General features: G+C 67.4%; 27 protein-coding genes. 9 read left to right on the plus strand and 18 right to left on the minus strand.

What is annotated here, in order from left to right:
* Positions 1 to 31: 31 nt before the first annotated feature.
* On the plus strand, positions 32 to 829 hold the full coding sequence (locus tag AB0L57_RS03610; protein WP_364956474.1) for a hypothetical protein: 798 nt from the start codon (positions 32 to 34) through the stop codon (positions 827 to 829).
* A gap of 187 nt (positions 830 to 1,016) precedes the next feature.
* Here the strand turns inward: AB0L57_RS03610 and AB0L57_RS03615 are convergent, their stop codons facing one another.
* The gene (locus tag AB0L57_RS03615; protein ID WP_364956477.1) at positions 1,017 to 1,628 is read right to left on the minus strand and encodes a helix-turn-helix domain-containing protein; all 612 of its coding nucleotides are present in this window, start codon (positions 1,626 to 1,628) and stop codon (positions 1,017 to 1,019) included.
* 139 nt (positions 1,629 to 1,767) lie between these two features.
* Here AB0L57_RS03615 and AB0L57_RS03620 point away from each other — a divergent pair, with 139 nt between their 5' ends.
* Together AB0L57_RS03620 and AB0L57_RS03625 are read left to right on the plus strand one after the other, a co-directional pair.
* A complete protein-coding gene (locus AB0L57_RS03620; protein ID WP_364956480.1) occupies positions 1,768 to 2,400 on the plus strand; it encodes an NAD(P)H-dependent oxidoreductase in 633 nt (210 codons plus the stop codon).
* A gap of 142 nt (positions 2,401 to 2,542) precedes the next feature.
* The gene (locus tag AB0L57_RS03625) at positions 2,543 to 3,229 is read left to right on the plus strand and encodes an NUDIX hydrolase (protein WP_364956483.1); all 687 of its coding nucleotides are present in this window, start codon (positions 2,543 to 2,545) and stop codon (positions 3,227 to 3,229) included.
* On the opposite strand, the gene AB0L57_RS03630 is transcribed toward AB0L57_RS03625, so the two are convergent.
* Positions 3,216 to 4,571 (minus strand): hypothetical protein, encoded by a 1,356-nt coding sequence (locus AB0L57_RS03630; RefSeq protein ID WP_364956486.1) that lies wholly within the window; start codon positions 4,569 to 4,571, stop codon positions 3,216 to 3,218. The two genes, AB0L57_RS03625 and AB0L57_RS03630, sit on opposite strands and share 14 nt — an antisense overlap.
* 158 nt (positions 4,572 to 4,729) lie before the next feature.
* Between AB0L57_RS03630 and AB0L57_RS03635 the strand changes: the two genes are divergently transcribed.
* Positions 4,730 to 5,017: a helix-turn-helix domain-containing protein gene (locus AB0L57_RS03635; RefSeq protein WP_364956489.1), complete on the plus strand. Its 288-nt coding sequence runs from the start codon at positions 4,730 to 4,732 to the stop codon at positions 5,015 to 5,017.
* Positions 5,014 to 5,316 carry a hypothetical protein gene (locus AB0L57_RS03640; protein ID WP_364956491.1) on the plus strand — a complete coding sequence of 101 codons (303 nt, stop codon included), beginning with the start codon at positions 5,014 to 5,016 and terminating at the stop codon, positions 5,314 to 5,316. The genes AB0L57_RS03635 and AB0L57_RS03640 overlap by 4 nt, the downstream gene beginning before the upstream one ends.
* Positions 5,317 to 5,454: 138 nt before the next feature.
* Here the strand turns inward: AB0L57_RS03640 and AB0L57_RS03645 are convergent, their stop codons facing one another.
* Positions 5,455 to 5,766, minus strand: a complete 312-nt coding sequence (locus AB0L57_RS03645) for an EthD family reductase (RefSeq protein ID WP_364956494.1) — start codon at positions 5,764 to 5,766, stop codon at positions 5,455 to 5,457.
* 151 nt (positions 5,767 to 5,917) lie between these two features.
* Between AB0L57_RS03645 and AB0L57_RS03650 the strand changes: the two genes are divergently transcribed.
* On the plus strand, positions 5,918 to 6,838 hold the full coding sequence (locus AB0L57_RS03650; RefSeq protein WP_364956497.1) for a LysR family transcriptional regulator: 921 nt from the start codon (positions 5,918 to 5,920) through the stop codon (positions 6,836 to 6,838).
* A 367-nt stretch (positions 6,839 to 7,205) separates the two neighbouring features.
* Here AB0L57_RS03650 and AB0L57_RS03655 read toward each other — a convergent pair whose 3' ends face one another.
* From AB0L57_RS03655 to AB0L57_RS03705, 11 genes are read right to left on the minus strand one after another with little or no spacing between them, the layout of a single operon-like run.
* The gene (locus AB0L57_RS03655; protein WP_364956500.1) at positions 7,206 to 8,129 is read right to left on the minus strand and encodes a 3-oxoacyl-ACP reductase; all 924 of its coding nucleotides are present in this window, start codon (positions 8,127 to 8,129) and stop codon (positions 7,206 to 7,208) included.
* Between the two features lie 53 nt (positions 8,130 to 8,182).
* Entirely contained in the window at positions 8,183 to 9,313 is a 1,131-nt protein-coding gene (locus AB0L57_RS03660; protein WP_364956503.1) for an acyl-CoA dehydrogenase family protein, read from the minus strand.
* Positions 9,314 to 9,315: 2 nt separating this feature from the next.
* On the minus strand, positions 9,316 to 10,524 hold the full coding sequence (locus AB0L57_RS03665) for an acyl-CoA dehydrogenase family protein (RefSeq protein WP_364956506.1): 1,209 nt from the start codon (positions 10,522 to 10,524) through the stop codon (positions 9,316 to 9,318).
* A 28-nt stretch (positions 10,525 to 10,552) separates the two neighbouring features.
* Complete coding sequence (locus AB0L57_RS03670) at positions 10,553 to 12,754, minus strand: acyl-CoA dehydrogenase (protein WP_364956508.1); 2,202 nt, start codon at positions 12,752 to 12,754, stop codon at positions 10,553 to 10,555.
* Complete coding sequence (locus AB0L57_RS03675; RefSeq protein WP_364957274.1) at positions 12,754 to 13,896, minus strand: steroid 3-ketoacyl-CoA thiolase; 1,143 nt, start codon at positions 13,894 to 13,896, stop codon at positions 12,754 to 12,756. The genes AB0L57_RS03670 and AB0L57_RS03675 overlap by 1 nt, the downstream gene beginning before the upstream one ends.
* Complete coding sequence (locus AB0L57_RS03680; RefSeq protein ID WP_364956511.1) at positions 13,887 to 14,735, minus strand: SDR family NAD(P)-dependent oxidoreductase; 849 nt, start codon at positions 14,733 to 14,735, stop codon at positions 13,887 to 13,889. Before AB0L57_RS03680 ends, AB0L57_RS03675 begins: the two co-directional genes overlap by 10 nt.
* The gene (locus AB0L57_RS03685) at positions 14,732 to 15,940 is read right to left on the minus strand and encodes a DegT/DnrJ/EryC1/StrS family aminotransferase (RefSeq protein ID WP_364956514.1); all 1,209 of its coding nucleotides are present in this window, start codon (positions 15,938 to 15,940) and stop codon (positions 14,732 to 14,734) included. Before AB0L57_RS03685 ends, AB0L57_RS03680 begins: the two co-directional genes overlap by 4 nt.
* 32 nt (positions 15,941 to 15,972) lie before the next feature.
* Positions 15,973 to 17,157, minus strand: coding sequence for a lipid-transfer protein (locus AB0L57_RS03690; RefSeq protein WP_364956517.1), 1,185 nt, complete (start codon positions 17,155 to 17,157; stop codon positions 15,973 to 15,975).
* Positions 17,154 to 17,564, minus strand: a complete 411-nt coding sequence (locus AB0L57_RS03695; RefSeq protein ID WP_364956520.1) for an acyl dehydratase — start codon at positions 17,562 to 17,564, stop codon at positions 17,154 to 17,156. Before AB0L57_RS03695 ends, AB0L57_RS03690 begins: the two co-directional genes overlap by 4 nt.
* The gene (locus tag AB0L57_RS03700) at positions 17,561 to 17,971 is read right to left on the minus strand and encodes an OB-fold domain-containing protein (RefSeq protein ID WP_364956523.1); all 411 of its coding nucleotides are present in this window, start codon (positions 17,969 to 17,971) and stop codon (positions 17,561 to 17,563) included. Before AB0L57_RS03700 ends, AB0L57_RS03695 begins: the two co-directional genes overlap by 4 nt.
* On the minus strand, positions 17,968 to 18,522 hold the full coding sequence (locus tag AB0L57_RS03705) for a MaoC family dehydratase N-terminal domain-containing protein (RefSeq protein ID WP_364956525.1): 555 nt from the start codon (positions 18,520 to 18,522) through the stop codon (positions 17,968 to 17,970). Before AB0L57_RS03705 ends, AB0L57_RS03700 begins: the two co-directional genes overlap by 4 nt.
* Before the next feature lie 506 nt (positions 18,523 to 19,028).
* Here AB0L57_RS03705 and AB0L57_RS03710 point away from each other — a divergent pair.
* The 3 genes from AB0L57_RS03710 to AB0L57_RS03720 all read left to right on the plus strand — a co-directional run bounded on the left by AB0L57_RS03710 (position 19,029) and on the right by AB0L57_RS03720 (position 22,037).
* A complete protein-coding gene (locus tag AB0L57_RS03710; protein ID WP_364956528.1) occupies positions 19,029 to 20,435 on the plus strand; it encodes an MFS transporter in 1,407 nt (468 codons plus the stop codon).
* Between the two features lie 202 nt (positions 20,436 to 20,637).
* Complete coding sequence (locus tag AB0L57_RS03715) at positions 20,638 to 21,153, plus strand: nuclear transport factor 2 family protein (protein WP_364956532.1); 516 nt, start codon at positions 20,638 to 20,640, stop codon at positions 21,151 to 21,153.
* Positions 21,150 to 22,037, plus strand: a complete 888-nt coding sequence (locus AB0L57_RS03720) for an LLM class F420-dependent oxidoreductase (protein ID WP_364956535.1) — start codon at positions 21,150 to 21,152, stop codon at positions 22,035 to 22,037. The genes AB0L57_RS03715 and AB0L57_RS03720 overlap by 4 nt, the downstream gene beginning before the upstream one ends.
* A 45-nt stretch (positions 22,038 to 22,082) precedes the next feature.
* Here AB0L57_RS03720 and AB0L57_RS03725 read toward each other — a convergent pair whose 3' ends face one another.
* From AB0L57_RS03725 to AB0L57_RS03740, 4 genes are all read right to left on the minus strand, one after another.
* Positions 22,083 to 22,844, minus strand: coding sequence for an SDR family oxidoreductase (locus tag AB0L57_RS03725; protein WP_364956538.1), 762 nt, complete (start codon positions 22,842 to 22,844; stop codon positions 22,083 to 22,085).
* Positions 22,845 to 22,879: 35 nt separating this feature from the next.
* Positions 22,880 to 23,695: a mycofactocin-coupled SDR family oxidoreductase gene (locus AB0L57_RS03730; protein WP_364956541.1), complete on the minus strand. Its 816-nt coding sequence runs from the start codon at positions 23,693 to 23,695 to the stop codon at positions 22,880 to 22,882.
* 150 nt (positions 23,696 to 23,845) lie between these two features.
* Positions 23,846 to 24,898: a ferredoxin--NADP reductase gene (locus tag AB0L57_RS03735; RefSeq protein ID WP_364956544.1), complete on the minus strand. Its 1,053-nt coding sequence runs from the start codon at positions 24,896 to 24,898 to the stop codon at positions 23,846 to 23,848.
* Positions 24,899 to 25,039: 141 nt separating this feature from the next.
* Positions 25,040 to 25,651 (minus strand): TetR family transcriptional regulator, encoded by a 612-nt coding sequence (locus AB0L57_RS03740; RefSeq protein ID WP_364956547.1) that lies wholly within the window; start codon positions 25,649 to 25,651, stop codon positions 25,040 to 25,042.
* Position 25,652: the final 1 nt, after the last annotated feature.

The following is a 25,652-nucleotide window of genomic DNA, read 5'->3' on the forward strand; positions in this document are numbered from 1 at the left end:
TGGCCGACTCCAGGCGCCAGAATGACACGTTATGCGCTCAACCACCCCGGTTGTCATAGTGATGATGGCGGCAGTCCTGCTGACAGGATGTGCTCTTCCGGCACGAGGGCCCGACCAGACCGAGCGTGACAGCTGGTCACGCGTGATCGAAACTGCCATCCACGCTCTTCCCGGGGTGGTCGACGCATCACATTGGTTCGACTACGAGGGCAAGTCCCGCACGTACACATCCCGACTCTTCGTGCGCCTGGAGGATGGCGCCACACCGGACGAGGCCGCCTCCGTGGTGCGTGCCATGGGCGCCCAGCAGCTTCCGCCGCGCTACCGAGGCGACTACACCGAGGTCGACATCGACCGGATGGCGGACTCCTATTCTGCGAGTTGGCGGTTCGGTCGGGACGTGAGCAGAGAAGCGAACTCGGCACACACCTGGGTGCGAGTCTCGGCCCCCGGCACGCAAGTCGGCTGGAGGTCACGCGGCTTCGACGTAGACCAGATGCGCAACGCCATAAGCGTTGCCGCGGGCTCCGAGGCCGAACCCCACCGTGCTACCGCGGCGATGCGCCGAATCATCCAGGACTTTCCCGAACTGGCGCCCAACGATTGGACGGTGGCCACCGTTCCTGTGTACCCGACACGTGAGCTCACCGGTCGAGATGTCATGTGCCCGAGACCATATAGGCGGCGAGGGCACCAGAGCGACCTTGGCGCCCTTGCCGACAACTCGCGGAACTCTGTGACCGTGTTCTTCGCCGAGATCGTCGATGTCGAATTCGCAGGTTTCGAAGATCCGTGGTCCCAGCAACCCGAGCGGCGCCTCGAACTGTAGATGCGAAAGTCTCAGCGTCGGAGACTTATTCGATACCCGTGGCCTGCGAACGTACTCGGCGGGTGAGTGCTCCGGAACTCCGGCGATGACACAGGTGCGGTAGAAACCCGGTGACCACGGCAGTGCGGCCAGCGACGGTGGAGGGATTGAACAGATGATCCACTGCCGCCCCGGCGCCACCCACCGGTCAGCGGATCAGGCGTTCGATCAGCGTCTGCCAGGCGTCGCCGAGGAAGCTGCTGGTCTCTTCCGGCATGGAGTTCGTGCCGGCTTCCGGGCGCGACAGATACAGCAGCAGCGGACCCTCCAGGGCGGCGGTGAGTTGAACCGAGACACCGTCCAGGCTCGACATCGACGCTGCCCGGCGGAGCAGCATGCGGATATGAAGCTGGGTCACCGAGGGGTCGGTGACCGGGACGGTCTGGTTCCGTTCGATGGCCGCCCGCGCGATGGCTTGGTGGTCGAGGAGAAAGTCGATTCGAGCGCGGCCATAGGCGACGAGGCGTTCGACGGGCTCAGCGCCCGGCCCGAGCGGCGGCGGGCCGGACAGTACCTGTTCTTGGAACCGTCGCTCGTCCGCGTCGAGCAGTGCCCGGAAGATGCCCGCCCGGGTGCCGAAGTGGCGGAAAACGGTGCCCTTGCCAAGGTCTGCGCGCTCGGCCAGGCCGTCCATCGTGACCTTGTCCACGCCCTGCTCCGCGAGCATCTCACGGGCTGTCCGCACCAGATGCTCACGGTTGCGCACCGCGTCGGCACGCTCGGCGCGCGGCCTCCCGAAGGGCACCACGGGGCGATCCACCGGTCCAACCTACAACAGGAATACAAAGCGGGGTACAGTCCGTTTATGTTGCCGTGGGCGCGCGACCGACCGAAACGGTCCGGGTCCCGAGCAGCGACGCCGATTCGTGCGTCACACGTCTTTTCCGAAGGAGTTCGCCATGAACCTGTTCCGCCTGGACGCCAGCATCCTGCCCGGCACGTCCTCCAGTGCCGAGATCGCCGACATTGTCGAGGCGGAGTGGACCGCCGCCCATCCGGAAGCGACAGTGACGCGGCGTCATCTCGGCACCGATCCCCTGCCCGCCGATACGTGGACGCTCGCCACCACCGCGGGCTTCACCCCCGAGGTGGACCGCACTCCGGCCCAGCGAGACGCGCTCGTGCTGAGTTCTGCCCTCGCCGAGGAGGTGCAGGCCGCGGATGCCGCGATTCTGGCTGTCCCGTTCTACAACTTCGGCGTCTCCCAGCACTTCAAGGCGTGGGTGGATCTCGTCATCGCCGGCGCGGGCCCCACCACTCCGCTGCTGAAGGGCACTCCCACCGTGCTGGTCACCACCCTGGGCGGCGGCTACGGCCCAGGCACCCCGCGAGCAGGCTGGGACCACTCCACGCCCTACCTGGAGCGAATCCTCGCCGACGTCTGGCAGGCCGAGTTGACCGTCATCAAACGCGAACTCACCCTCGCCGCCGTCAACCCGGCCATGGAAGGACTGCGAGACCTCGCCGAGCGGCAGCACTCCGAGGCGCTCGCCATCGCCCGCGAGGCCGGACGGTCACTGGCCGAACGCTGATGTACCAAGGGCATCACCAGCGGCGATGAGCCGCCACACAGGCGCGCCGGCCGCAGGCTCGCGTGCACACAGCTACCGAGCGCAGTCAGGCGACCTCGACAGCCGTGGCATCAACCATGTAGCCAGTTTTCCACTGCCTGTGTTGTCGCTCCCGCTGAGCAAAGAGTCCTCGTTCGGCGCCTCGTACACCCTTCTGTCTCTGCTGTTCACGGGGCTCGGCTCCCACCATCGGAGCCTCGGTAGGACGGGACCGGCCTGCGCCCGTGTCCAGACATGTTCCACTACCGTCGAGCATGTGAGAGATACCCAGTGGACGATCCTCGGTGAGCGTCTGATCGACGAGAACCGGCACATCCGACTGTCGACAGCTGACATTCGCCTCCCCGACGGAGTGACGTTCACCCAGTACGTCGCGCGGATGCCGCGGTGCGCAATGACAGTGGTACTCAACGACAATCGCGACGTACTGCTGATGTACCGACACCGGTGGATCATCGACCGGTGGGTGTGGGAGCTGCCAGGAGGATATGTCGACCACGCCGAAGACGTTGCTGCCGCGGCGGCTCGTGAAGTGGAAGAGGAGACCGGGTGGCGTCCGCGCACGATGCGGCATCTCGTGACCTATCAGCCCGCGATAGGAACGCTGGATCATCCTCAGGAAATCTACTTGGCCCTGGGCGCCGATCTCACGGACACCCGGCCGGACATCAACGAGGCCGAGACTGTCCGGTGGGTCCCCCTCGATGAAGCGGTCCAGATGATCGACCGCGGCGAGATCGTCGGCGCAGCAACGGTGATGGGTGTGTACCGGGCACTCACACTAACCTGATGCTCGCGACCCGTTCACGAAACTGATCCACCGCCGGAATGTCGTTGTAGGACGCGAGTCGTGCCCGCACGTCTCGGAGGTAGGCATGGGTTCGTCGAGATTCGACACTTCCGGACAGCTCGAGCGCGCGGGCACCGACTCGAACCGCTTCGTGCGGATCCTCGGAGACGAGGCTCGATGCGAGCAGACACAGGTTGAACACCTTCCCTCGCTGATACCCGTCGCTCATGTCGAGCGATTGCCGGGCCAGCACGGCGGCACGACCGTTCTCACCGAGATCCCGGAAGCACTGGCCAGTCTTCGCCGACATGTACGCCGAATCGAGATAGGCCAACCACGTGGGGCGACTGGAACCACCGCGGTCGAACGCGCCCTCGGCTGCGTTCAACGCTCCTCCGCAGGAACGAGCATCGGCACGGGCGGCATGGCCGTGGGCTTCGACCATGTGGCATCCGGCTTCCAGGGCGGGCAGCCCAGCCGTGCGGGCGGCGATCTGCGCGGCACGAGCGAGATCCACTGCATCACCGGGCCGCCCGACGTAGGTGGCCTGATGACTCATCGCCGCAAGGATTTCCGCGCCCAACGCGGCATCGCCGGCCGCGCGTGCCATTCGGAGTGACTGGATCAGATAACGCTGAGCCAGGCCGTGTTCTTCGAGATCGTAGGCAGCCCAGCCCGCGAGCTTCGTAAGCTCGGCCGTCACTGCGAACAGCCGACGGCCGACGTCCTCCGTATAACTTCCGCGCAGCAGCGGTGCGACCGACGTGTGCAGGTAATGCACGACCGTGGAACGCACCTTTCCTCCCCCCACCTGATTGTCGAGGTCACGAAACGCGGTGGTCATGGTCCGCACAGCGTCGATGTCGGCTACGCCGACCCGGCGAAGCCCGGTGGATGAGACAGGATGCTCACGGCCCGGCAGAGTCAGCCAGCGCATGCTGGCGACCGGGTAGACCGCGACCGCGTATGCCGCACCCTCCAGGAACCGGCGACGCTCCACATCACTCCTCCACAACTCGGTCACGGAAGTTGTCGCCTCCGAGAGGTTCAATGAGAACTCCAACCCCAGGTCGGCCGATTCCCGAACGGGCATACCGCAATCGGCCGGCGTGATGCGACGACCGCACAGTTCGGTGAGCACCTCCGCGATCAAGTTCGGTCCGGGTGGAGTCGGGCGCTCACCGGCCAGCCACCGGCCCACCGATGTGTGGTCGTAGCGGAGCTCGAGACCGACAGCCTGGCCGCGCTCGACAACCCGACGGGCGAAACCTTTTCGGCTGGCGCGTGTTTCGTCGATCAAAGCGACCAGTTGGTGGTTCGGCTGCTTGGCGCGACGTCCCATGACCGGAGTGTGGCACGGATTTTACGCCGCTGACGAGTACCAGTCGGTTTCGCACACCCCTTCTGCACACACCTGCCCGGTGAGCACCCCTTATGCGCGTCGGAAATACGCGATGAGCTGGAACAAGCCAGTTGGACTCGACACGAGAGGTGCCCCACATGTCCAGACTCGAGACTGCTCGACACCCGAATACCTCTGTGGCGTACCTCTTGTGCGCCCCTCAGCCCGGTTCCTCACTGACCGTCGAGCAGCTCGCTCGTGCAACCCGGATGCCCGAGGGCACTGTCTATCGAGCTGTACGGACTCTGGACAACGCCGGGCTTCCGGTCAGCGGCGTCGGCCTTCGTCGCACCGCGTGGCAGATGGCGCGGCGCGCGACTCTCCGGTCCAGGGCTCACCACGCGCCGGCCGCTACCGACATTCCTGGCGATGGGGCGGGGTCATGAACCGCCCGATCGCTCTCGCCTGGATCGACTACGAGGCGAGCACCGCGCCCCTGTGGGATCGAGCGCAAATGCTGAGGCTTGCACGATGTCTCGGCTACCACCTGGTTTGGCCGGATGAATGCACGATACTGCCGGTAGCCGACCAGGCACGCAACGCAGGAGCGGATGCGGTCATCCTGCCCGCGCCAGAACACCTCGGCCCGCTGGAGCTGAACCGAGTCATGGGTATTGCCGATGTGGAAACGGTGCTCCCCCGGTTGTCCTTCGCCCGGTGGTGCACAGGCGGAGCCATCTGGTGACCGATACGGTGATTCTGGTTCTGCTGGTGGCGGCACTCGGCGGCGTCACGGTATGGGGTTACTGGCCCGGGGTCGGAGGCGGCTCGGAGGTTGGATGCTCGCATGCAGGAGCTTCAGCTGATCTGAGCCGGAGTCACCTCAGTCGGTGCCGCCCTGCACCGGATAATCGATGACGACCGCACCGCCAGTGGCGTAGTTGACGACATCGGCGGCCGCCTGCCGGCCGTACTGCGACGCCCGGGCCGCGGCCATGGTAGCCGCGTCGACGAAGTCGGCTTCGAAGACCGCGAAATACGGCGATTCTCCGTTGGTCGCCGCTACCTCGAAGCTGTAGCGCCATGCCAGCAGGCCGGGCCACTTCATGACCAGCGGAAGGTGGTTGGTCACGTAGTAGTCGCGGAAGTGGTCGGGGTCGGCGGGCTTGGGATACAGGACTACCAACTTGTGCACGACTGCCTCCCGGTGTGTGTGCGTGCGGTGTCCAGCGCCGCGGTCGGTTGAATCGCCATATGTGCAGGTTAGGGCTTGATGTGTGGTCGGGGGAAAGACCGGGACGGGATAGACTCGGAACGGATCGTTATCAATCGATCGGGGAGGGCATGTGGCGCCGGATACGGTGAGTCTGCGGTACTTTCTGGTGCTGGCGCAGGAGTTGAACTTCACCCGCGCAGCCGATCGGATCGGTATCGCGCAGCCTGCGCTCAGTGCCCGGATGCGTCGGCTGGAGGCGGAACTCGGTACTGCTCTGCTGGTTCGAAACACGCGTAGCGTCGTATTGACCACGGCCGGTGCGGCTTTGGCGGATTCCGCGCCACCCGCGCTGGCGGCGCTGGACCGGGCGTGGGACACCGCCCGGCGTGCGGGGGCCGGTGAACTGGGCACGCTGCGCATCGGGTACAGCCTCAACACCGGGGCCGAGACGGCTCCGGCACTGGTGGAGGAGCTCATTCGCAGCAGTCCGGGACTCGAGATCGGCGCGGTGCCGATGGCGACACCGGAGATCTCCCCCGCGGTCGCCGACGGCCGCATCGATGCGGGGATCACCCGCGGTGAACAGCCGGGTCGTGGCGTGCGCCGGTTCCTGCTGCGGCGTGAGCGCGTCGGGGTCCAGTTGTCACAGCATCATCCACTGGCCGAACACCCGGAGATCGCGATCGCCGATGCGGCCGCGTATCCGCTGCGGCCGCCCGACGTCATCGAGGTCGAGTCACCTGAAGGTGAGGCCGAATTGGGCGCCCAGCCGGTTGAGTGCCTGCGGGTCACCGAAGACCGCTTCTCCGCTGCAGTCCTCATCGAAGGGATCCACATCGCAGAACTCCGCGACGAGGCCGGTGTGGATTCCGGTGACGTAAGTGGCGAAGGTGAGCGATGCCTCCACATGCTCGTCGGCACCGGGGTCGGTGGGCCACGATTCGGTGACACCGTTGGACACGAAAACGAGATCCGAATCGGTCTCGTTCTCGACCAGCCGGACATCGGTGATCGTCACCAGACCGCGACTGCAGGCGGCGATCGACTGTAGTTCGGACTCGTACCACTCCCGCCGATCCTCGTCGGAGCATTCATTGATGCCGCGGAATGTCTTGTAGTCGAAGGTGTATCGGATTCCCACCTCACTCAGCAGATCCCGCACGGCACTCTGCTCGGTATCTCCGTAGTAGCTCAGCGGTTCGTCGAGTGATTGCGCCAGGAAGGGTTCCCGCGCGGGAAGATCAGGATCGATGAGTCCCAGCTCGATCATCAGGTCCACGACTTCGCGGACGGTTCGCTCCGAACTCATTGATTCCTCCTGTAACTCTGCGCTTTCGAAGCGGGAGACTAGAGGAACCCACCGACACGACAATGATGGATCCGGCGTGCGGCTCTCACCGGATCGACCGTCGTCGTTGTCACCGCGCCTTCGTGCGAATCCCGGTGGTATCGAGCTCGGCAACACTGCTGGCGGAGAAGGTGCGTCCCGGTGGACGAGCCGAGAAGTACTGCGCCACCTGCGCATCGAGCTCGTCGGTGGTGAAAGCGCCGTCGGCGGCCACGAACTTGTGCTCGACGGTCGGCGGCGCCATCAGAGCGACCATGTCGCCGTAGACGATGAACACCTGCCCGTTCACCGCCGCGGCCGCGGGGGACGCCAGATACGCCACGAAGGTCGCCACCCGCTCGGGCGCGAGCGCGTCCAGTACCCGGCCACTGGTGTCGGCTTCGAACACCTCCGCCGTCATATCCGTGCGAGCGCGTGGCGCGATCGCGTTCGCGGTCACTCCGTACCGGGACAGGGCCCGGCTGGTGGCCGTGGTCAGCGCGACGATGCCGGACTTCGCGGCGGCGTAGTTCGCCTGGCCGGGACCGCCGAAGAGGAAGGCCTCGGAGGTGGTGTTGACGACCCGGCCGTAGACCGGGCCGTCCTGTGCCTTCGACGCGGAACGCCAATAGGCCGCCGCGGCCCGGCTGATCGCGGCATGTCCCTTCAGGTGCACGCGGATCACGTCGTCCCAGGCCTTCTCGGTCATGTTGAACAGCATGGTGTCACGGGTGATCCCGGCGTTGTTGACCACGATGTCCAGCGAACCGAAATGGTTCACCGCGGCGTCGACCAGTTCCTGTCCGATCTCCCAGCGCCCGACATCACCGCGCACCGCGACCGCACTGCCGCCCGCCGCCACGATCTCGGCGACCACCGTGTCCGCGGCGTCGCCGACATCGTTGATCACCACCTTCGCACCGTGCGCGGCCAGGGCCAGCGCCTCGGCTCGCCCCAGTCCGGCGCCGGCGCCCGTGACCACCGCCGTGCGGCCGGTCAGATCCGTATTGCTCACTCTCACTCCTGAATTCGATGACTGCGCGGCGTGATCGTCCGGTGCCACGCTTCTCACCCCGCGGCACCGATTGCCGGGGCGGTGTCGAGACCGTCACCGAGTTCGGCGGCGACCGCGTCCGCACTGCCCAGGGTGAAGGCGTTCTGCCGGCCCCAGAGGAAGTACCGATGAATCGGGTAGTCGACATCGGCGCCGATCCCGCCGTGCAGGTGCTGGGTCGCGTGCACCACACGCAATCCCCCACGCGAGGCCCACCATTTGGCCACCAGGCTCGCCGACTCCGCCTCCTCCTCACGACCGGAGTCCAGCAGCCAGGCCGCGCGGTCGGTGGTGAGCCGGATCGCCTCGGTGTCGAGATACGCATCGGCCGCACGCACAGCCACCGCCTGGTTGGTCGACAACGGGCGGCCGAACTGCACCCGCTCGCAGGTGTAGGCCGCGGTCATCCGCAATGCCTCTTCGCACACGCCCAATTGCAGTGCCGACAGCGCGGTCCTGGCGCGCCGGCGGGTCCAGGCGGCAATCTCGGCGCCATCACCCGGCAACTGCTGCCCGGCGGTGATCTCGACCTCGCCGAAGTGCACCGCAGCGGTGTTTTCGTGGGTGGTGACATCCAGTGCGGCCGTCGTGATGCCGGCCGTATCGATGGGGACCACCGCCACGACGACCGAGCCATCGGTACACCGGACCGGCACGACGATGCCGTCGGCCACTCCCGCGGCCGGCACGGCGGCGATTTCACCGCTCGCGATCACGCTGTCGCCCTTGCGGGTGCCCTGTATCGGCATGTCCTGTCCCGGAGCCGATTCGAAGGCACCGGCGAGAATCGAACGTCCGTCGATCACGCCGGGCAGCCAGCGCTCGATCTGGTCGTCGCTGCCGAAGTGGGCGAGCGGCAGCGCGGCGGCCGCCAGTACCGGCCACAGCGGGACCGCAGTCACCCGTTTGCCTTGTTGCTCGAGCACAGCGACCAGCCCCAGGACGCCCTGGCCGCCACCACCGAACTGTTCGGGCAGCGCCACGCCGAGCAGGCCGGCGTCCGCCAGCGCTCGCCACAGTGTGCGGTCGAAACCGTCCTCGTGGGCCTCGACCTCGGCCACCCGGTCCGGCTTCGCCAGCGAGCCGAAGACCTGACCGGCCAGACCGGCAACCTCTTCGAGTTCGTCGGTACGCGCGAAATCCATTGTCAGCTCCCAGCTTCGGTCGAGGCATCGGTGCGGCGGCGCGCCGCGAGGGTCATCCCGAGGCATCTGCTCGCCACGATCTCGCGCATCACCTCGTTGGTGCCGCCACCGAATGTGTTGTTCTGTGCACGCCGGGCCAGCATCTCGACCCGGCCCTGGATCACCGCGCCCGGACTGCCCGGACGGAGCAGGCCCTTCGCGCCGAGCACCTCCTGCAGCCGCCCGTACGCGGTCACCACGGCCTCGGTCCCGAAGACCTTGGCGGCCGCGGAATCACCACCGCCGAGCGTGTTCGCCGCGACGTCGGCGACCAGCCGCAGATTGATCAGGTCCGCCGCGGCGAGCAGTGCGTACACCTCGGCCAGCGTGCTGCGGACCCACGGCACATCGAACAGCGTGGCGGGCCCGACCGGCTCGGTCTTCGCCCACGCCAGCACCGCGTCGTAGAGTTCGTTGGCGATACCACCGCGGGCCGCGAGAGCGACGCGCTCGTGGTTGAGCTGGTTGGTCATCAGGGCCCAGCCCTCGTTGATCCTGCCGACGATATTGCCGATCGGGACGCGGACGTCTTCGTAATAGGTCGCCGAGGTGCTGATGCCGCCGACCGTGTGGATCTCGGTGGCGGAGAAGCCCGGCGCCGACGTCGGCACCAAGACGACCGAGATCCCCTTGTGTCGCGGCGCATCCGGGTCGGTCCGGACCGCGAGCCAGATCCAGTCGGCGAATACGCCGGCACTGGTGAAGATCTTGTTGCCGTTGATGACCAGCTCGTCACCGTCGATGCGAGCCCGGGTCTGCAGCGAGGCGAGATCGGTGCCGGCACTCGGCTCGGTGTATCCGATCGCGAAAATCAGCTCACCGGTGAGGATCTTGGGCAGGAAGAAGGCCCGCTGCGCATCGGTGCCGTGTTTCATCAGCGCGGGCGCGACCGTGTTCAGGGTGACCAGCGACAGCGGCGCACCGGCGCGGACCACCTCGTCGTAGAACACGTACAGCGCTTCGGGGTCTTCGCCACGGCCGCCGTAGGATTCGGGCCAGCCCAGGCCCAGCCAGCCGTCGCTGCCCATCTGCCGCAGGATCCGGTCGAAGACCGGGCCGCCCTCAGTCTGGTCCACCAGTGCCCGGCGGTCCTCGTCGTCGATGATGCGGGCGAAATACTGCCTGAGTTCGGTGCGCAACTGTCGTGACTGCACCGACAGCTCGGGTTGCATAGTTTCTCCTCTGGTTCGGATGATCGCCTCAGCGAGGCAGTCCCAGCACCCGCTGGGCGATCACATTGAGCTGGATCTCGATGGTGCCGCCGCCGAAAAGCACTGCGGGAACACCGATGTAGTCGATGACGTGGCCGCCGTCGAGGGTCGCTCCGGCCGGCCCCAGCAGTGCTACGACGGCGCGGGCCCCATCGCGCTGGGCGATCGCGTTGAACAGCTTCTGCACACTGATCTCGGCACCGAGTTCGCGGTCCGACATCCGGGCCAGCACCCCGCGCAGATTCAGCGCCGACAGCGACATCTCCCGGCCCGTATTGCGGCCGAGAACGGCCACCGCGTCGCCGCGCTCCGCGGCGCAGCCGCCCGACACGATCAGCTCGCGCACCCGCTCGGCGGAGCCGTGCCCGAGGGACGCCCCCATGTTCAGCCGCTCGTTGGACAGTGTGGTGACCGCCAGGCGCCAGCCGCGGCCCGGCTCGCCGACGAGGCAGTCGTCGGGGACGAACACGTCGTCGAGGAACACTTCGTTGAACTCCGCGAGCCCGGTGGACTGGCGCAACGGCCGGACATCGATGCCCCGTCCACGCATGTCCACCAGGAAGTACGACAGCCCTTGATGTTTGGGCACATCACGGTCGGTGCGAGCCAGGCATACGCCCCAGTCCGCCTCATGCGCCATCGACGTCCAGACCTTCTGCCCACTCAGTGACCAGCCACCCTCGACCCGCACCGCCCGGGTAGTCAGTCCGGCGAGGTCAGAACCCGCGCCCGGCTCACTGAACAGCTGGCACCAGACGATCTCCCCGCGCAGGGTCGGCGCGATGAACCGCTGCTGCTGTTCCTGCGTTCCGTGCATCAGCAGGGTGGGCAGCACCCATTCGCCGATGACCGTGGTCGGCTGCTCGAGCCCGCGCCGCGCGAACTCGTCGGCGATGACCGCCTGCTCCTCGGCACCGGCGCCCATACCGTAGGGGGCCGGATAGTGCGGAGCGACGAGACCCGCCTCCGCCAGCGCGGTGCGGCGCGGGCCGCTGGCCTGGGTGGCCCGGCGGCCACCGCGCACGGTGTCCTCGGGCAACGTCAGTGCCCGATCGAGCACCGCGCCGACGCGTGCCCGCAGTTCCGGGAGCGCGTCCGCGGCGACGAACGAATAGTCGCGGGTACCGGTCAGTGCGGCCTCGCCGAGCCGGCGTGCCCAGCTCGGTTCGGGACCGGCGATCGAGGCGATGCTGATCGCCCGGCGCCAGTACAGGTGGACGTCGTGCTCCCAGGTGAAGCCGATGCCACCGAGCAGGGTCAGGCATTCGAAGGCGACATCGATGCCCGCGGGCAAGGCCGTCAGCGCGGCCTGCGCGGCGGCCAGGCGTTGCTGATCGCCGGGATGGCGCTCGGCCCGGGCGGCGTCCCATGCTGCCGCGCAAGCGATTTCGGTGCGGACGAGCATCATGGCGGCCTTGTGCTGAACCGCCTGGAAGCTGCCGACCGGCCGATCGAACTGGACCCGGTCGCGGACGTGGGAGACCGCGGTGTCCAGCGCCCACCCGGCGATACCCGCGGCCTCGGCGGCGAGCAGGGTGTTGACCACCAGATCCGTGCGGTCCGGGTCGGGTGCGGGCAGCGCGTCGGCGCGGTCGACCACGTACCCGTCCAGGCGCAGCCGTCCTATCGAACGGGTGAGGTCGCTACCTTCGACGACCTCGATCTCGCCGCTCGCAGCGGACAGCTGGAACCACAAGGGCTCGCCGTCGAGGTCGGCGCGCGCGATCACCACGTCCGCGCCGGGCAGTCCGAGGACCGGGCCGCACTCACCGGCGACGGTCCAGCCGTCCGCCGTTGTCGTCGCGACCAGCCCGGCCGCGGTCACGAGGGTGCCGGTCGCGCCCGCGCCGAACCGTTCGAGCAATGCCGAAATCGGGCCCTGCTCCGGCAATCCCGCCAGTACCGCCGCCGCGGTCACGGTCGGCAGCCACGGCCCCGGCACCAGCGCCCGGCCGAGTTGCTCGGCCACGACAGCCAGGTCGAGCAGGTCGGCGTCGGAGCCGCCGTACCGTTCGGGCAGGTGCAGCGCATGCAGTCCCATTCCGACCAGTTCGTCCCAGATCTCGGGGCGGGTGCCGGCGGCGTGCTCGGCGAATGCCGCACGGGTCGTGTCGAGCGATGCGTGCCGGGCGGCGAGACCGGCGACCGCGGCGGCGAGGGCGCGGCGGTCGTCATCGAGGGCGATGGGCATCAGAGGCGCTCCAGAATCACGCAGGTGGTCGCGGCGGAGGCGCAGATCGCGATCATCGCGATCTGCGCATCGCGGCGCTCGAGTTCGTCGACAGCGGTGGCGAGCAACCGGATTCCGGTGGCGCCGGCCGGATGGCCGAGCGCGATCGCACCGCCGTTGACATTGAGCTTGTCCGGATCCACCCCGTGCACCCGGGCGAACGACATCGGCACCGCGGCGAACGCCTCGTTCACCTCGAACAGGTCGATATCGCCGACCGTCATCCCGGTGCGGTCGAGCAGCCGCTGCGCCGCGGCCACCGGGCCGTCCAGCATGTAGGTGGTGTCGCCACCGATCACGCACTGGGCGAGCAGCCGGGCCCTCGGGGCCAGACCCAGCTCCCGGGCGCGATCGGCGGCCATCAGCACTGCCGCACTGGCGCCGTCGGAGATCTGGGAGGAGGTCCCGGCGGTGTGTAGCCCGTCCTGCTTGACGGTGCGCAGACCCGCCAGCGCGTCGATACTGGTGTCCCGCAAGCCCTGATCACGATCGACCACCGTGTCGCCGTCGGCGCCGGGCACGGTCACCGCGATCAGCTGCCGGTGGAACCGGCCTTCGTCCCACGCCACGCGGGCGCGCTGCTGCGAGCGCACACCGAAGGCGTCGAGATCCGCGCGAGTGAATCCACGATGGCGAGCGATCCGGTCGGCGGCGGTGTACTGGTCGGGCATGTCGATGTTCCAGTCGGCCGGGCGCGGAGTGCCCACGCCGAAGCCGGTTTTCGCGGTCAACGGCACCCGCGACATCAACTCGACCCCGCAGGCCATGCCGACCTCCAGGGTGCCCAGCGCGATCTGACCCGCGACCAGGTGCACCGACTGCAACGCCGTACTGCACTGGGCGTCGATGGTCGTGGCGCCGGTCGCCGGGGGCAGGCCCGCATACATCCACGCCGTCCGGGTGATGTTGCCGTACTGCTCACCGGCCGGGGTCACGCATCCGCCGATCACCTGCTCGACGAGCTCGGGGTCCAGGTCGAGCCGGTCCAAGACGCCGCGCTGTGCCAGACCCAGCAACTGCGCCGCATGCAGCCCGGAGATCCACCCCTCGCGCTTGCCGAACGGGGTGCGGGCCGCATCCACGATCACCGGTTTCATGCCGATACCTCCGGTCGAGTCCAAGGCCTGCCGTCGAGGCCGCACACCTGCAGATCCAATTCGCCGATCAGGTCGAGGCTGCTGCAGATCCGGCCGGTCAGCTCGGTCGGGGCGGCACACAGTGCGGTGACGGCCTCGACCATCTCCTCCAGGTGTTCGATCTGGTCTGCACGCAGGGTGCCACCGGTGAGTGCCGCGGCGCCTTCACTGAGGACCGCGGCGCGCGGCTGCACGGCGTTCACCCGAATCCGCGTGCCGTACAACTCCGCTGCCATACCGTTGACTATTCGGTTCAGGGCCGCCTTCGACGCCGCGTAGACCGCCAGGCTCGTCCCCGGCTCGACCAATCGGAACGGGGGGCCGTCGAACAGCCGGGCACTGGCGCTGGACAGGTTGACGATCCACCCCCGGCCGCATTCGAGCATTCCGGGCAACACTGCCTGCATCAGCTCCAGCGGCGCGTGCACATTCATCTCGAAGGTGAGCCGGCTGCGCCGCAGCGGGTAGTCCGCCAGCGGCTGGTAGATCGCCGCAGCCGCGTTGTTGACCAGGATGTCGACCGGTCCCCCGAGCCGTTCGACGGCCTCGGGCACGATCCGCGCGCGGTCCCCGGGGTCGGACAGGTCGGCGGCGAGCACCTCCACTCGGTGGCCGTAACCGGCCAGACGCGCCGCGGTCTCGGTGAGACTGCCGGTCAGCGTCGGGTGGTGGTCGAGGGTGCGCGCGACCAGCATCAGGTCGGCGCCCTCGGCTGCGAGCCGTTCGGCGATACCGGCACCGATACCACGGCTGGCACCGGTGACCACGGCCCGCAGGCCCGCGAAGCGCGGTGTCGTGGCGCTCATGTCCACCTGGCGGCGAAATCGTCGATGGCCTTGGCGATTCGGGCGACCTCGTCATCGGTGAGACCGTGGCTCATGCCCAGGGTCATCCCCCGCTCGAAGACCGCGTCGGTCTCGGGCAATCCGTCCTCGGGTATCCGGAACTCGACACCGGCCATCATGGGGTGACGAGTGATGTTGCCGCTCCACACGGTTCGGGTATCGATGCCCTGTGACTCGATGAATTCCTGGAGATCGCTGCGCGAGAACGGAGCGTCGGCGTCGACCATCACCGGATAACACAGCCACGCGGTGTCGAGATCCGGCGTCTCGGCCGGGGTGGTGAAGAAGTCCGGATGCGCGGCGTAGGCCGCGGTATAGGCCGCGAACGTCTTGCGGCGGCGTTCGTAGTTCGCGGTCAGCTTGCCGAGCTGAACCACACCGTAGGCCGCACCGAGTTCGGACGGCTCGAAGTTCCACGGCACCACATCGAAGATGAAGTCGTTGTCGTATTCGACACCGTCGAGGTCTTCGCGGAAGACCCGGCCACCACCGTTGCCGCCGAACAGATTCGGCTCCGAACGCCGGCCCCACCGCCGTAGCAGCAGCGCGCGGTCGCGGGTCTGTTCGTCGTCCATCATCACCATGCCGCCGGTACCCGCGCAGGTGATGATGTGCGCCATCGAGAAGCTGGTGACGCTGAGATCGGCGCGGGCGCCGGTGGGCGTGCCGCGCAGTCGCGCGCCGAGGGTGTCGCAGGTGTCCTCGATGACCTTCAGGCCGTGCCGGTCCGCGATCGCACGGATGGCGTCCCAATCCGGGCAGTTGCCGGCCAGGTTCGGGATCAGGATCGCGCTGGTCCGGTCGCTGACCATCGCCTCGATCTTGGCGACGTCGACGTTGAAGGTGTTCGGTTCCACGTCCACGAACACCGGTACGAGGCCGGCCCGCACGAGCGGGGCGACATCGGTGGAGAACGTCAGCGGGGACGTGATCACCTCACTGCCCCTGGGCAATTCGAGCAGTTCGACGGCCAGATACAGCCCCGAGGAACCGGAGTTGCACATGACACCGAACTTCTTCCCGGACAGCTCCGGCACGCGACGCTCCAGTTCGAAGACGTTCGTGCCGATGCGCAGGCCCTGATGCCCGCTGCGCAGCACATCGACGACCGCCTGGATCTCTTCTTCACCGTGGGTCGCGCGGGCATAGGTAATACGATCGGTCATATCGGAATTGCTTTCTGGGAGAAGGGGATCGATCAGCGGTCCGCGGACAGCACGATCGCACTGTGCGGGACCGGCGAACCACCGGTCACGAGGACGTTGCCGATCTCCTTGGCGGGCTGGTTCACCGAAGTGCCCCGGATCAGGCGCACGCCCTCGGCGATGCCGTTGACCCCATGGATGTAGCCCTCGCCCAGCTGGCCACCGTGCGTGTTGATCGGAAGTACGCCGTCGAGTTCGAGATTGCCGTCGGCGATGTAGTCCTTGGCCTCACCGCGGCCGCAGAAGCCGTATTCCTCGAGTTGCAGCAACACCATCGGCGTGAACGCGTCGTACAGCACCGCCGCATCGATCCCGTCCGGGCCGAGTCCGGCCTGGTTCCAGAGTTGGCGCGCCACCAGCTCGACCTCGGGCATCTCGTCGATGTCGTCGCGGTAGTAACTGCTCATCGAGATCTGCTGTGGCCCGACTCCCTGTGCGGCACCGGTGATCACGGCGGGCGGATGCGGCAGATGGCGGGCTCGCTCGGTACTGACGACGACGAGGGCCTGGCCGCCGTCGCTCTCCTGGCAGCAGTCCAGCAGTCGCAGCGGATCCGCGATCATCTTCGAGTTCTGATGATCGTCGAGCGTGATGGGGCGCCCGTGGAACCACGCCTTCGGATTGACCGCGGCGTGCTTGCGCGAGAGCACCGACACCCTGCCGAAGTCCGCACTGGTCGCACCGTATTTGTGCATGTAGCGACGGGCCAGGAAGGCCTCCTGCTGCGCCGGGGTCAGCAAGCCGTAGGGGTTGATCCAGTTGCGGTATTCCTGATCGGTGTTCGCGGAGTACGCGAACGGCGGCGGGCCCGCACCGAACCGATGGCCGGAGCGCTCGTTGAAGGCGCGATAGACCACGACGACATCGGCGACGCCGCTCGAAACCGCCAGTGCCGCTTGCTGAACCGGCGCACACGCGCCACCGCCACCGTGCGGAATCCGGCTGAAGAACCTGAGTTCGGGAATTCCGAGCGCACGGGCCACCGCGATCTCGGGGTTGTTCTCCATCGTGAACAAGGCGAAGCCGTCCACTTCCTCGACGCCGATCTGCGCGTCCGCCAAGGCGGCCAGCACACTCTCGCAGGCCAGCTGCCATTCACTGCGCCCGGAGTTCTTCGAGAACTCGGTGGCTCCGATACCTGCGATGGCGGCGGCACCGGAGAATCCCGCGGCGGTCATCGTGTTCCTCCCTCGTATGGTGCGACCTTCACCCGGGCGCTCACATGCACCCCGCGCGCATTGCGGCCGCGGACCTCGATCGTCACGACATCGCCGTCGACCTCGGTGACCGCACCACTCATGCGCATGGTGTCGCCGGGGAAGTTCGGGACCCCCAGGCGCAGCGACACCCGCAGGATTCGCGAGGACGGTCCGGCCCAGTCGGTGATGTAGCGGTCGATGAAACCGTTCGTCGAGTTGATACTCATGAATATGTCCGGCATTCCGCGCTTTTCGGCGGCGCCGGGATCGTGGTGCACATCCTCGAAATCCTGCGAGGCCATGGCGGTGGCCACGATGGTGCTGCGGTCCAAGGGCAGTTCCAGCGCCGGCAGCTCGGTGCCGACCGCACAGCGGGGGAGGCTCATGCCGCACCACCGTTCGGAAGCCGGAGCTGCGGCAGGATCTCACCGCGCGCATGTTCGGCGAAGCCGACCTCGAGTTCCATCCCGATCGCCAGCCGGTCATGCTCCACACCGGCGATATCGGCGACGATGCGGATGCCCTCGGCCAGATCGATCAGCCCCACCGCCAACGGGTACTCGAACGCCGGATCCTGCGGGTGATGGATCACGGTCCAGCTGTGCAGTGTGCCCCGGCGGGTCGACTCCACCACGTCCCAGGCGAAGGACCGGCACGAAGGGCAGGCGGGGCTCGGTGGATGGCGCAGTGTCCGGCAGTCGGCACAGCGCTGTATTTCCAGCCGGCCTTCCTTCGCCGCGGTGAACCAGAACTCGTTGTCCTGGGTGATGGTCAGGCGGGGTACCGCGGTCATCGCGCCTCCTGGGCGGTGTCGGGGTTGAAACGCAACAGCCGGAACCGTTCCTCGACGAACAGTTCGCCGCGCTGGTTCTCGTAGGATTTGCGCAAGGTGATGAAGCAGCCGTCGCCGAGCCCGGTGCGCTTGACCGGGGAGATCGACTCAATGGTGAAATGTGCGGTGACATGGTCACCCGGCGTCAGCTCACGGTGGTAGTCCTGCTCCACGTCGGTCGCCACCACCGAGGTGAATCCGTGTTCGTCCAATAGCGCGAGCAGTCGTGAGTAGGCGCAGTCCTCGACGATCCCTTCGGCACGCAGGCGGTGCACCTCGCGCCATCGGCGGTACCCCGACATCACCCAGGTGGAGACCATCGCGGGCGGACAGACCACACCGTCGCGCCCCGTGGCGCGGGCTGCCTCCGGATCGACATAGACCGGATTGCCGTCGTCGTGGGCCTCGGCCCAGTTGCGAATCATCGCCGCGTCGACCGGATATCGCGCCACCCGCGGCGGCTCGGCCTGCTGCCCGACGAACTCCTCGAATCGTTGTTCCAAGGTTTGCATGACTCGTGCCCCTTCTCGAGCAATCGCTTGATCGAGCACGCTAGAGACGATCGGGCGCACACACGTCGCCACTCCCACTGGGTTGGACAACGACGGTGCCGAGGTTCGACGACACGGGATCCACCGGCCCGGCCAACGAATCGGCGTACGGGATTCACGGCCACCGCGGCACACCTGCGCACCCGACAGGGAGCTCGGCGACGTCGTCGCACACCTTCGCCGATCCGATTGATGTTCATCAGCTATTGATCGGCCGACATGGACTCCGCGCCTTCGGATGCCAACCGATTCACCCCGCCCGGTTCCGGCACTCGCAGCGCCCCGGACCACGGTCGATATCCCGAATACCTGCGCACTCCCACCCAGCGAGATGACGCGGCGACTGTGCGGTGCATCACTGTAGCTTCTCCCGACGTGGCGCGGGACACCACCGCTTCACCATGGCTTTTCGGAGGAACTCAATGACGACAATCCCAGACCCTGTGGCCCCGGCCAGTTCACCCCCCATGCCCCGACGCTTCACCCGGCAGCGCTCCGTCTGGGTCATCATCACAATCCTGGTCTTGGTCGAAATCATCAGCGCGTTCGAAACTTCCATGGTGTACGCGGCGGTTCCGACGATGATCCGGGACCTGCACAGCGACGCCGGGACCGTCGGCTGGGCGGTGACCGCATTTCTCCTGGTGGCGGCCGCTGCCGCCGCGGTGTGCGGGCGCATCGGTGACATGTACGGTCGCGAGCGGGTACTCGTGGTGATTCTCGCGGCGGCCATCGTCGGTTCGCTGATCAGCGCGCTCGGCAACAGTGTCGGCGCCCTCGTTCTGGGGCGCGCGATCCAAGGCGTGGCCGGTGCCATTCTCCCGCTGTGCGTGGGTCTGGCCCGGGAACATCTGCCGAAGGCCAAAATACCTGTCGCCGTTGCCGTCATCTCCGGTGCCGCGATCGCCGCGGGTGCCGCGGCGACCTATATCGCCGGTCTGATGATCGATCACGCCAGCTGGCACATGATCTTCATCGTCGCGGCGGTCTACGCCGCGGTCATGCTGGTGCTGGTCGTCTTCGTGCTGCCGTGGCGGCCACCCACCGGCGCCTCACAGAAGATCGACTACATCGGCACCCTCGCATTCGCGCCGGCCATCGCGGCAATCCTGCTGGGTATCAACAAGATCAGCAGCTGGGGCTTCCTCGATGTCAAAACCCTCGGATTGATTCTGGGCGGTATCGTCGTGCTGCTGCTGTGGGTCCGCTGGGAACTGCGGGTCGACGATCCGATCATCAACGTACGGATCCTCACCGATCGTCATCTCGCATTGACGATGCTCGCCACGATGACGCTGGCCGCGGGGCCCTTCGGTATCGCCACGATGATCAATTCGCTGATCCTGCAGTATCCGTCGAGTCTGCCGTTCGGCGTCGGCTTGTCACCCACCGATGCCGGTTTCCTGACCTTCGTCGCGGCGATGTTCGGTTTCGTCTTCACGCCGGTGAGCGGGTGGATCGCCCGCATGGTGGGGTCGCGCGTTTCGCTGCTGATCGGCGTGGTGGTCTTCGGGATCTATTGCGTGGTCGTACTCTTCGCCTACCACTCGACGGCCGGGATGTTCGTGGCCGTGGTGTGCGCCTCGGTCGCCGCCTCGTTCGCCTACACCGCGCTGCCGAATCTGGTCGTCGAATCCGTTGCTGTCGAGAACACCAGTGAGGTCTCCGGACTGAACGCGGTCATCCGCAGCGGCGGGCAGGGAATCGGCACCTCGATCGCCGGAGCAGTGCTCAGTGCGTCCGCCGTGGCCGGCGTCAGCAGCATCGGCGGTCTGCACGGGGTGGTGGCGATCATGCTCATCGGCACGGTCCTCACCCTCATCCTGACGCTGATGATCCGGCGCGGCAGCGTGTATCGGAGCAACGCGAGCTGAGCTCGGATACGACGCGCGGGCCTACAGCCCGTCCGAGGCCCCACCCAGGTCGCCGGTCACGGCGTTGCCCAGGTGGGGCCTTCGCGTCGACGGAAACCATTTTCCCGCAGTAGATCTCGTATCTCTCGTTGAATGGGAAAGGGGGAGCGGGACCGGACCGGCGGGCGGCATACTCCGGCGGACCCCTACCGAGGACGGAATCATGGACGAAGCGAGAAGCGAGTGGTCCGATCGCCGGCAGATCCACGACGTGGTGTTGCGTTACTGCCGCGGGATCGACCGCCTGGACTTCGATCTCGTGCGGTCGGCCTACCACCCCGATGCCGTCGACCACCACACGGGCTTCGACGGCACCGTGGACGACTACCTGGCCTGGGTCGAACCGAAGCTGCGGGCCCGTACCGGCGCGACGATGCACATCGTCGCCAACCACCTGGTCGATCTGTTCGGCGATACCGCGATCAGCGAAACCTATGGCACGTCGGTGCATTGGGGCGAGCCCGCCGATTCCGCCCGCGCCAACTTCACCAGCGGCGTCCGATTCGTCGACCATATGGAATACCGGGACCGGCGCTGGGCGATCGCCGAACGCTGGGCGGTGCGGGAGTGGACCAAGTCGGATGTCGGGCTGCACGTGCCAAGGGAGGCCGAGGGGCCGACCGGCTCGCGCGACGACCGCGATCCGCTGATCCGGCTGCAGCGGAGGTTCTCCGCATGAGTGAGCAGAAGATGAAGGTCGGTATCAGCTCCCCCATCCTGGCGCTGGCCGGTGATCGCCCGGCCTGGGAGGCGCAGGCCGGTACCGCCGAAATCATCAGCGTCGCAACGACTGCCGACCGGCTCGGCTTCGATTTCATGACATGCGGCGAGCACGTGGCCGTACCGCCGGGCCTGCCCCGCGGTGAGCGCTTCTACGATCCGCTGGCCACGTTCTCGTTCCTGGCGGGACAGACCAACAGGCTGAAATTCCTGCCCTTCGTTCTGGTCCTGCCCTTCCACCACCCGCTGGAGATCGCCAAGCGATACGGGACGCTCGACGCGCTCAGCGACGGGCGGCTGATTCTGGGGTTCGGCGTCGGAAACCTGAAGGACGAGTTCGACATGCTCGACATCCCCTTCGCCGATCGCGGCCCGCGCGCCGACGACGCCCTGAAGGCACTGCGCTGCGCACTGGGCAAGCGCGTGGTGTCCTATCGAGGGCCGTACTACTCGTTCGAGAACATGGTGATCGATCCGCACTCGGTGCAGGCACCGGTGCCCCTGTGGATCGGCGGGCACAGTTCTCGCGCCCTGCGCCGCGCGGTCACGTTGGGTGACGGCTGGGCCCCCGCGCCGCAGACGTTCGGCGGCCCGACACCGGAGCAGATGCGCGAGATGCTCGATCGCCTCGCACCGGCCGACGATTTCGACGTCATCTTCACCGCGCCCGAGCCGCTGGACCCACTCACCCGGCCGGACGAGGTGGCCGAGACGATCGCGAGCGCGCGGCGGGCCGGTGGGACCAGAATCAAGCTGGTCCTCCAACACCGATCCCTGTCGCACTACCTCGAACAGCTCGAGTGTTTCGCGGAACTGGCCGGCCTCGACGGACTGCCCGCATAGTCGACCGGCATCCCCCGCGGGTCGCGGCCTGCGGGGGATCGACCATCATCCCCAGCGCGACTGCCCGCCGTCGAGCGGAACCGTTGCGCCGGAGAGATATCCGGCGTCGTCGCTGACCAGAAAGGCGACCGCCCGGCCGATGTCCTGCTCGGGATCGCCGATGCGGCCCAGCGGTATGGAGGCCACGAATTCGGCCGCTTCCTCCGGGTTGTGCTCGGCCCACCATTCCAGGGCCGGCGTGGTGGCATGCGGCGCCACCGCGAGAACCCGGATACCGTCGCGGCCCCATTCACATGCGGCCGATCGGGTCAGCGCACGCATCGCCTCCTTGATCGAGCTGTAGGCGCCGTAATTGCTCGCATCCCAGCGGACCGCGGCCGAGGACACCATATTGATGATCGCTCCCCCGCCGCGCGCCTTCAGATGCGGATGACACAGCTGCATCGCACGCAACGTCGCCAGCGGACCGACGGCGATGGAACGCTGGTACTCCTCGTCGACGATCGACAGCATCGGACCGGGCTTACATTCGTTCGCGTTGTTGACGAGAATGTCGATCGAGCCCAGCGTCGCCACCGCGCGCTCGATCGCGGCCGCGAGGTCCGCACGATCGCCGACATCGCAGGCGATCGGCTCGCTGCGCACCCCCACTTCGGTCAGTGCCGCGCAGGTGCTGTGCAGTTTGGATTCGGTGCGCCCCACCACCGCGATCGCGGCACCCTCCTTGGCCAGGGCCAGGGCGACGCCCCGGCCGACCCCCTGCCCCGCACCGGTGATGAAAGCGACCTTGCCGTCGAGTTTTCCCATATCGAAACCTATTTCCTATTCGGCTGACGCTGGCCTCAAGCCATCGTCTGTCCCATATCGACAACGACCTTCGACCCGGTCACCGCACGCGACAGATCCGACGCGAGATACAGCACCGCGTTCGAGATGTCGCCCACGTCGGCCCGCTGCACCGAGGTGAGCGGCATGCGGTAGGCGTTCATGTACTCCGGGTGCTGCCCCAGGACGGCGGCGACGTTCGGGTCGTTTCCCATTTCGGTGTCCACGGCGCCGGGGTTGATCGTGTTGACCCGGATCCCGTAGGCGCCCAGCTCCGTGGCCGCGGTGCGCGCCAACCCGATCAGACCGTGTTTCGCGGCCGCGTAGTGCGCACAGCCCGGGGCGGCGCCGACGCCCGCCGCGCTGCTCACGATGATGATCGATCCGCCCCGGCCGCCGTCGATCATGGCCGGGACAGCGGCACTCATCGTGCGCCAGACGCCGTTGAGATTGATGTCGACCAGGGTCGTCCACTGCTGTTCCGGCATCTCCCAGAACCGATTCCAGGTCGCGATACCGGCATTGGCGACGACGACGTCGAGCCGGCCGAAGTGCTCGACACCGGCCGCGACGGCTTCGCGCAACGCCGCCGCATCGCGGACATCGGCAACACCGGCGCGGATCCTGCGCCCCTGTGCCCGCACCAGGCGCTCGGTCTCCGCGAGATCCGCCCGGGTCGCGGCGGCGTAGCCGACATCATCGGATACCGGTGCGCAGATGTCGACGGCGATGATGTCGGCGCCTTCGCGCGCCAACCGCACGGCGTGCTCTCGCCCCTGGCCACGCGCCGCCCCGGTGACGAAGACGACCTTGTCTTCCAGAAGGTGTGCCATGACCGGGACCGTAACGGGGTCGTGCCGAGCGCGGTCGGAGGTTCCCACTCGCCGGGACACGGGGGCGGTCATGGGTTCCGCACGCGCCCAGCCGATCCTGTGACTCGACCCGCCAGCGACCCGGCGCCGGCCGGAACCGATTGCGCCGGCTCAGAATTCGATCGTGATCTCGTCGCTGCGCGGACGGGCCTGGCAGGCGAGAATATAGCCGTCGTCGATATCGGCCTGATCGAGGATGCCGGCATTGCCCAGATCGACCTCACCGGTGGTCAATCGGGCCGCACACGAACCGCATTCGCCCTCCCGGCACGAATACGGCACGTCGAGGCCGCCCGCGAGCATGACATCGACCAGTGTCGCCGAGCGCGGCCAGCGCAGTGTCGTCACCGCGCCGTCGATCGCCACCTCGACCGAGGCCGCGGTGCCGTCGTCCGCGTCGGCCAGCGGGAGCACGACCTCGGCGAAGGGATCTCCCGACAGCGACGTGAACACCTCCGCGTGCACCCGATCGCGGGGAAAGCCGGCACGGGTGGTCGCCGCGCGCACGGCATCCATGAAAGGGGCTGGGCCGCACATGAATACCCGATGACCCGCGAACGGGGCCGCCAGCCCGGCGAGGAGATCGACGCTCGGCAGGCCCTGCACACTCTCCAGGCAGTGCACCACGGTGAGGCGAGATCGGTACCGATCGGACAGCTCGCGAAGTTCGCGGGCGAAGATCACCGACTTCTCGTCGCGATTCGCATAGATCAGCACCACCCGCTGCCCGCCCTGATCGAGGGCGGACTTCAGAATCGACATCACCGGCGTCACCCCGCTGCCGGCGGCGAACAGCAGCAGGTCCTCGTCCAGATCGGGCGGGGTGAACAGCCCCGCCGGCGGCAGGACCTCGAGCACATCACCGACCGCGACGTTGTCGCACAGCCAGTTCGACCCGTATCCGCCGGCGGTCCGCTTCACCGTCACCTTCGGCAATTCACCGGTGAACGGTGAACTCGCCAGCGAATAGCAGCGCGCGACCGAACCCGTCCGGTCGCTCGGGATTCGCAGGGTGAGGAATTGTCCCGGTGCACAGGCGAACTCACGACCGCGGTCGGCCGGGACCTCGAACACCAGCGACCGGGCATCACCGGTCTCCTCCACGACCGCGGCAACGGTCACCTTGACCGAGCGTGAAGTGACCGGATCATCAGGGGTTGGCATCGCGGCGTCACCTCTCGAAGCGTTGGATCGACGCGCCGAAACTAGTGCACCGAGCAGGCGCAGCGGCCTCGGCTCTCGCTCACCGAGACACGTGGTACCGGCCGCGCCGGGTGATTCGGACCCGCTCGGTGGCAGCCGACGTCAGCCGGAGGTGGACATTCGCACCAGCAGCAGATCGCATGCGGTCCGGATATCGGCTTCGGCGTCGGGGACGGAGATCCGGCCGTTGAGGCACGACAGGATCACCCCGAACCACTGTTGCATCAGCAACCGGATCGCGGTGTGATCGTCTTCGGTCGGATGCTCGATGCCGGCCGCCTCCATCACGATCGCGCGAAACCTTCGGTCCACCTTGGCCACGTCCGGCACGGCCGCCGCGTTCGCGGTGCTGTTCGACTGCAGCATCGCGCTGGCCAGGGCGGGTCGCCGCAACAGTGCGCGGGTCGCTCGCACGAGTACTTCGTAGACCCCGTCCTTACCGCCGGTCGCCCCCGAGTACGTGGCACGGTGCGCCGCGATCCGATCGACCTGCTCGACCATGACGGCCACGAACAGGTGCGTCTTCGACGGGAAGTACCGATACAGGGTGCCGATCGCGACACCGGCGCGTTTGGCGACCTCGTGCATCTGCACCCGGGCCAGTTCCTTCTCCGTCCCCAGCTGGGCGGCGGCCGCCAGCATGCGCAGCTGCCGCGCCCGCTGCTCATCCGAACTGGGCTCCGCGGCGTCGCGTGCCTCGCCGATTCTCGGCACC

Origin of the sequence: Nocardia sp. NPDC052254 (assembly GCF_040679495.1) — a bacterium.
In the GTDB taxonomy this organism is placed as follows: domain Bacteria; phylum Actinomycetota; class Actinomycetes; order Mycobacteriales; family Mycobacteriaceae; genus Nocardia.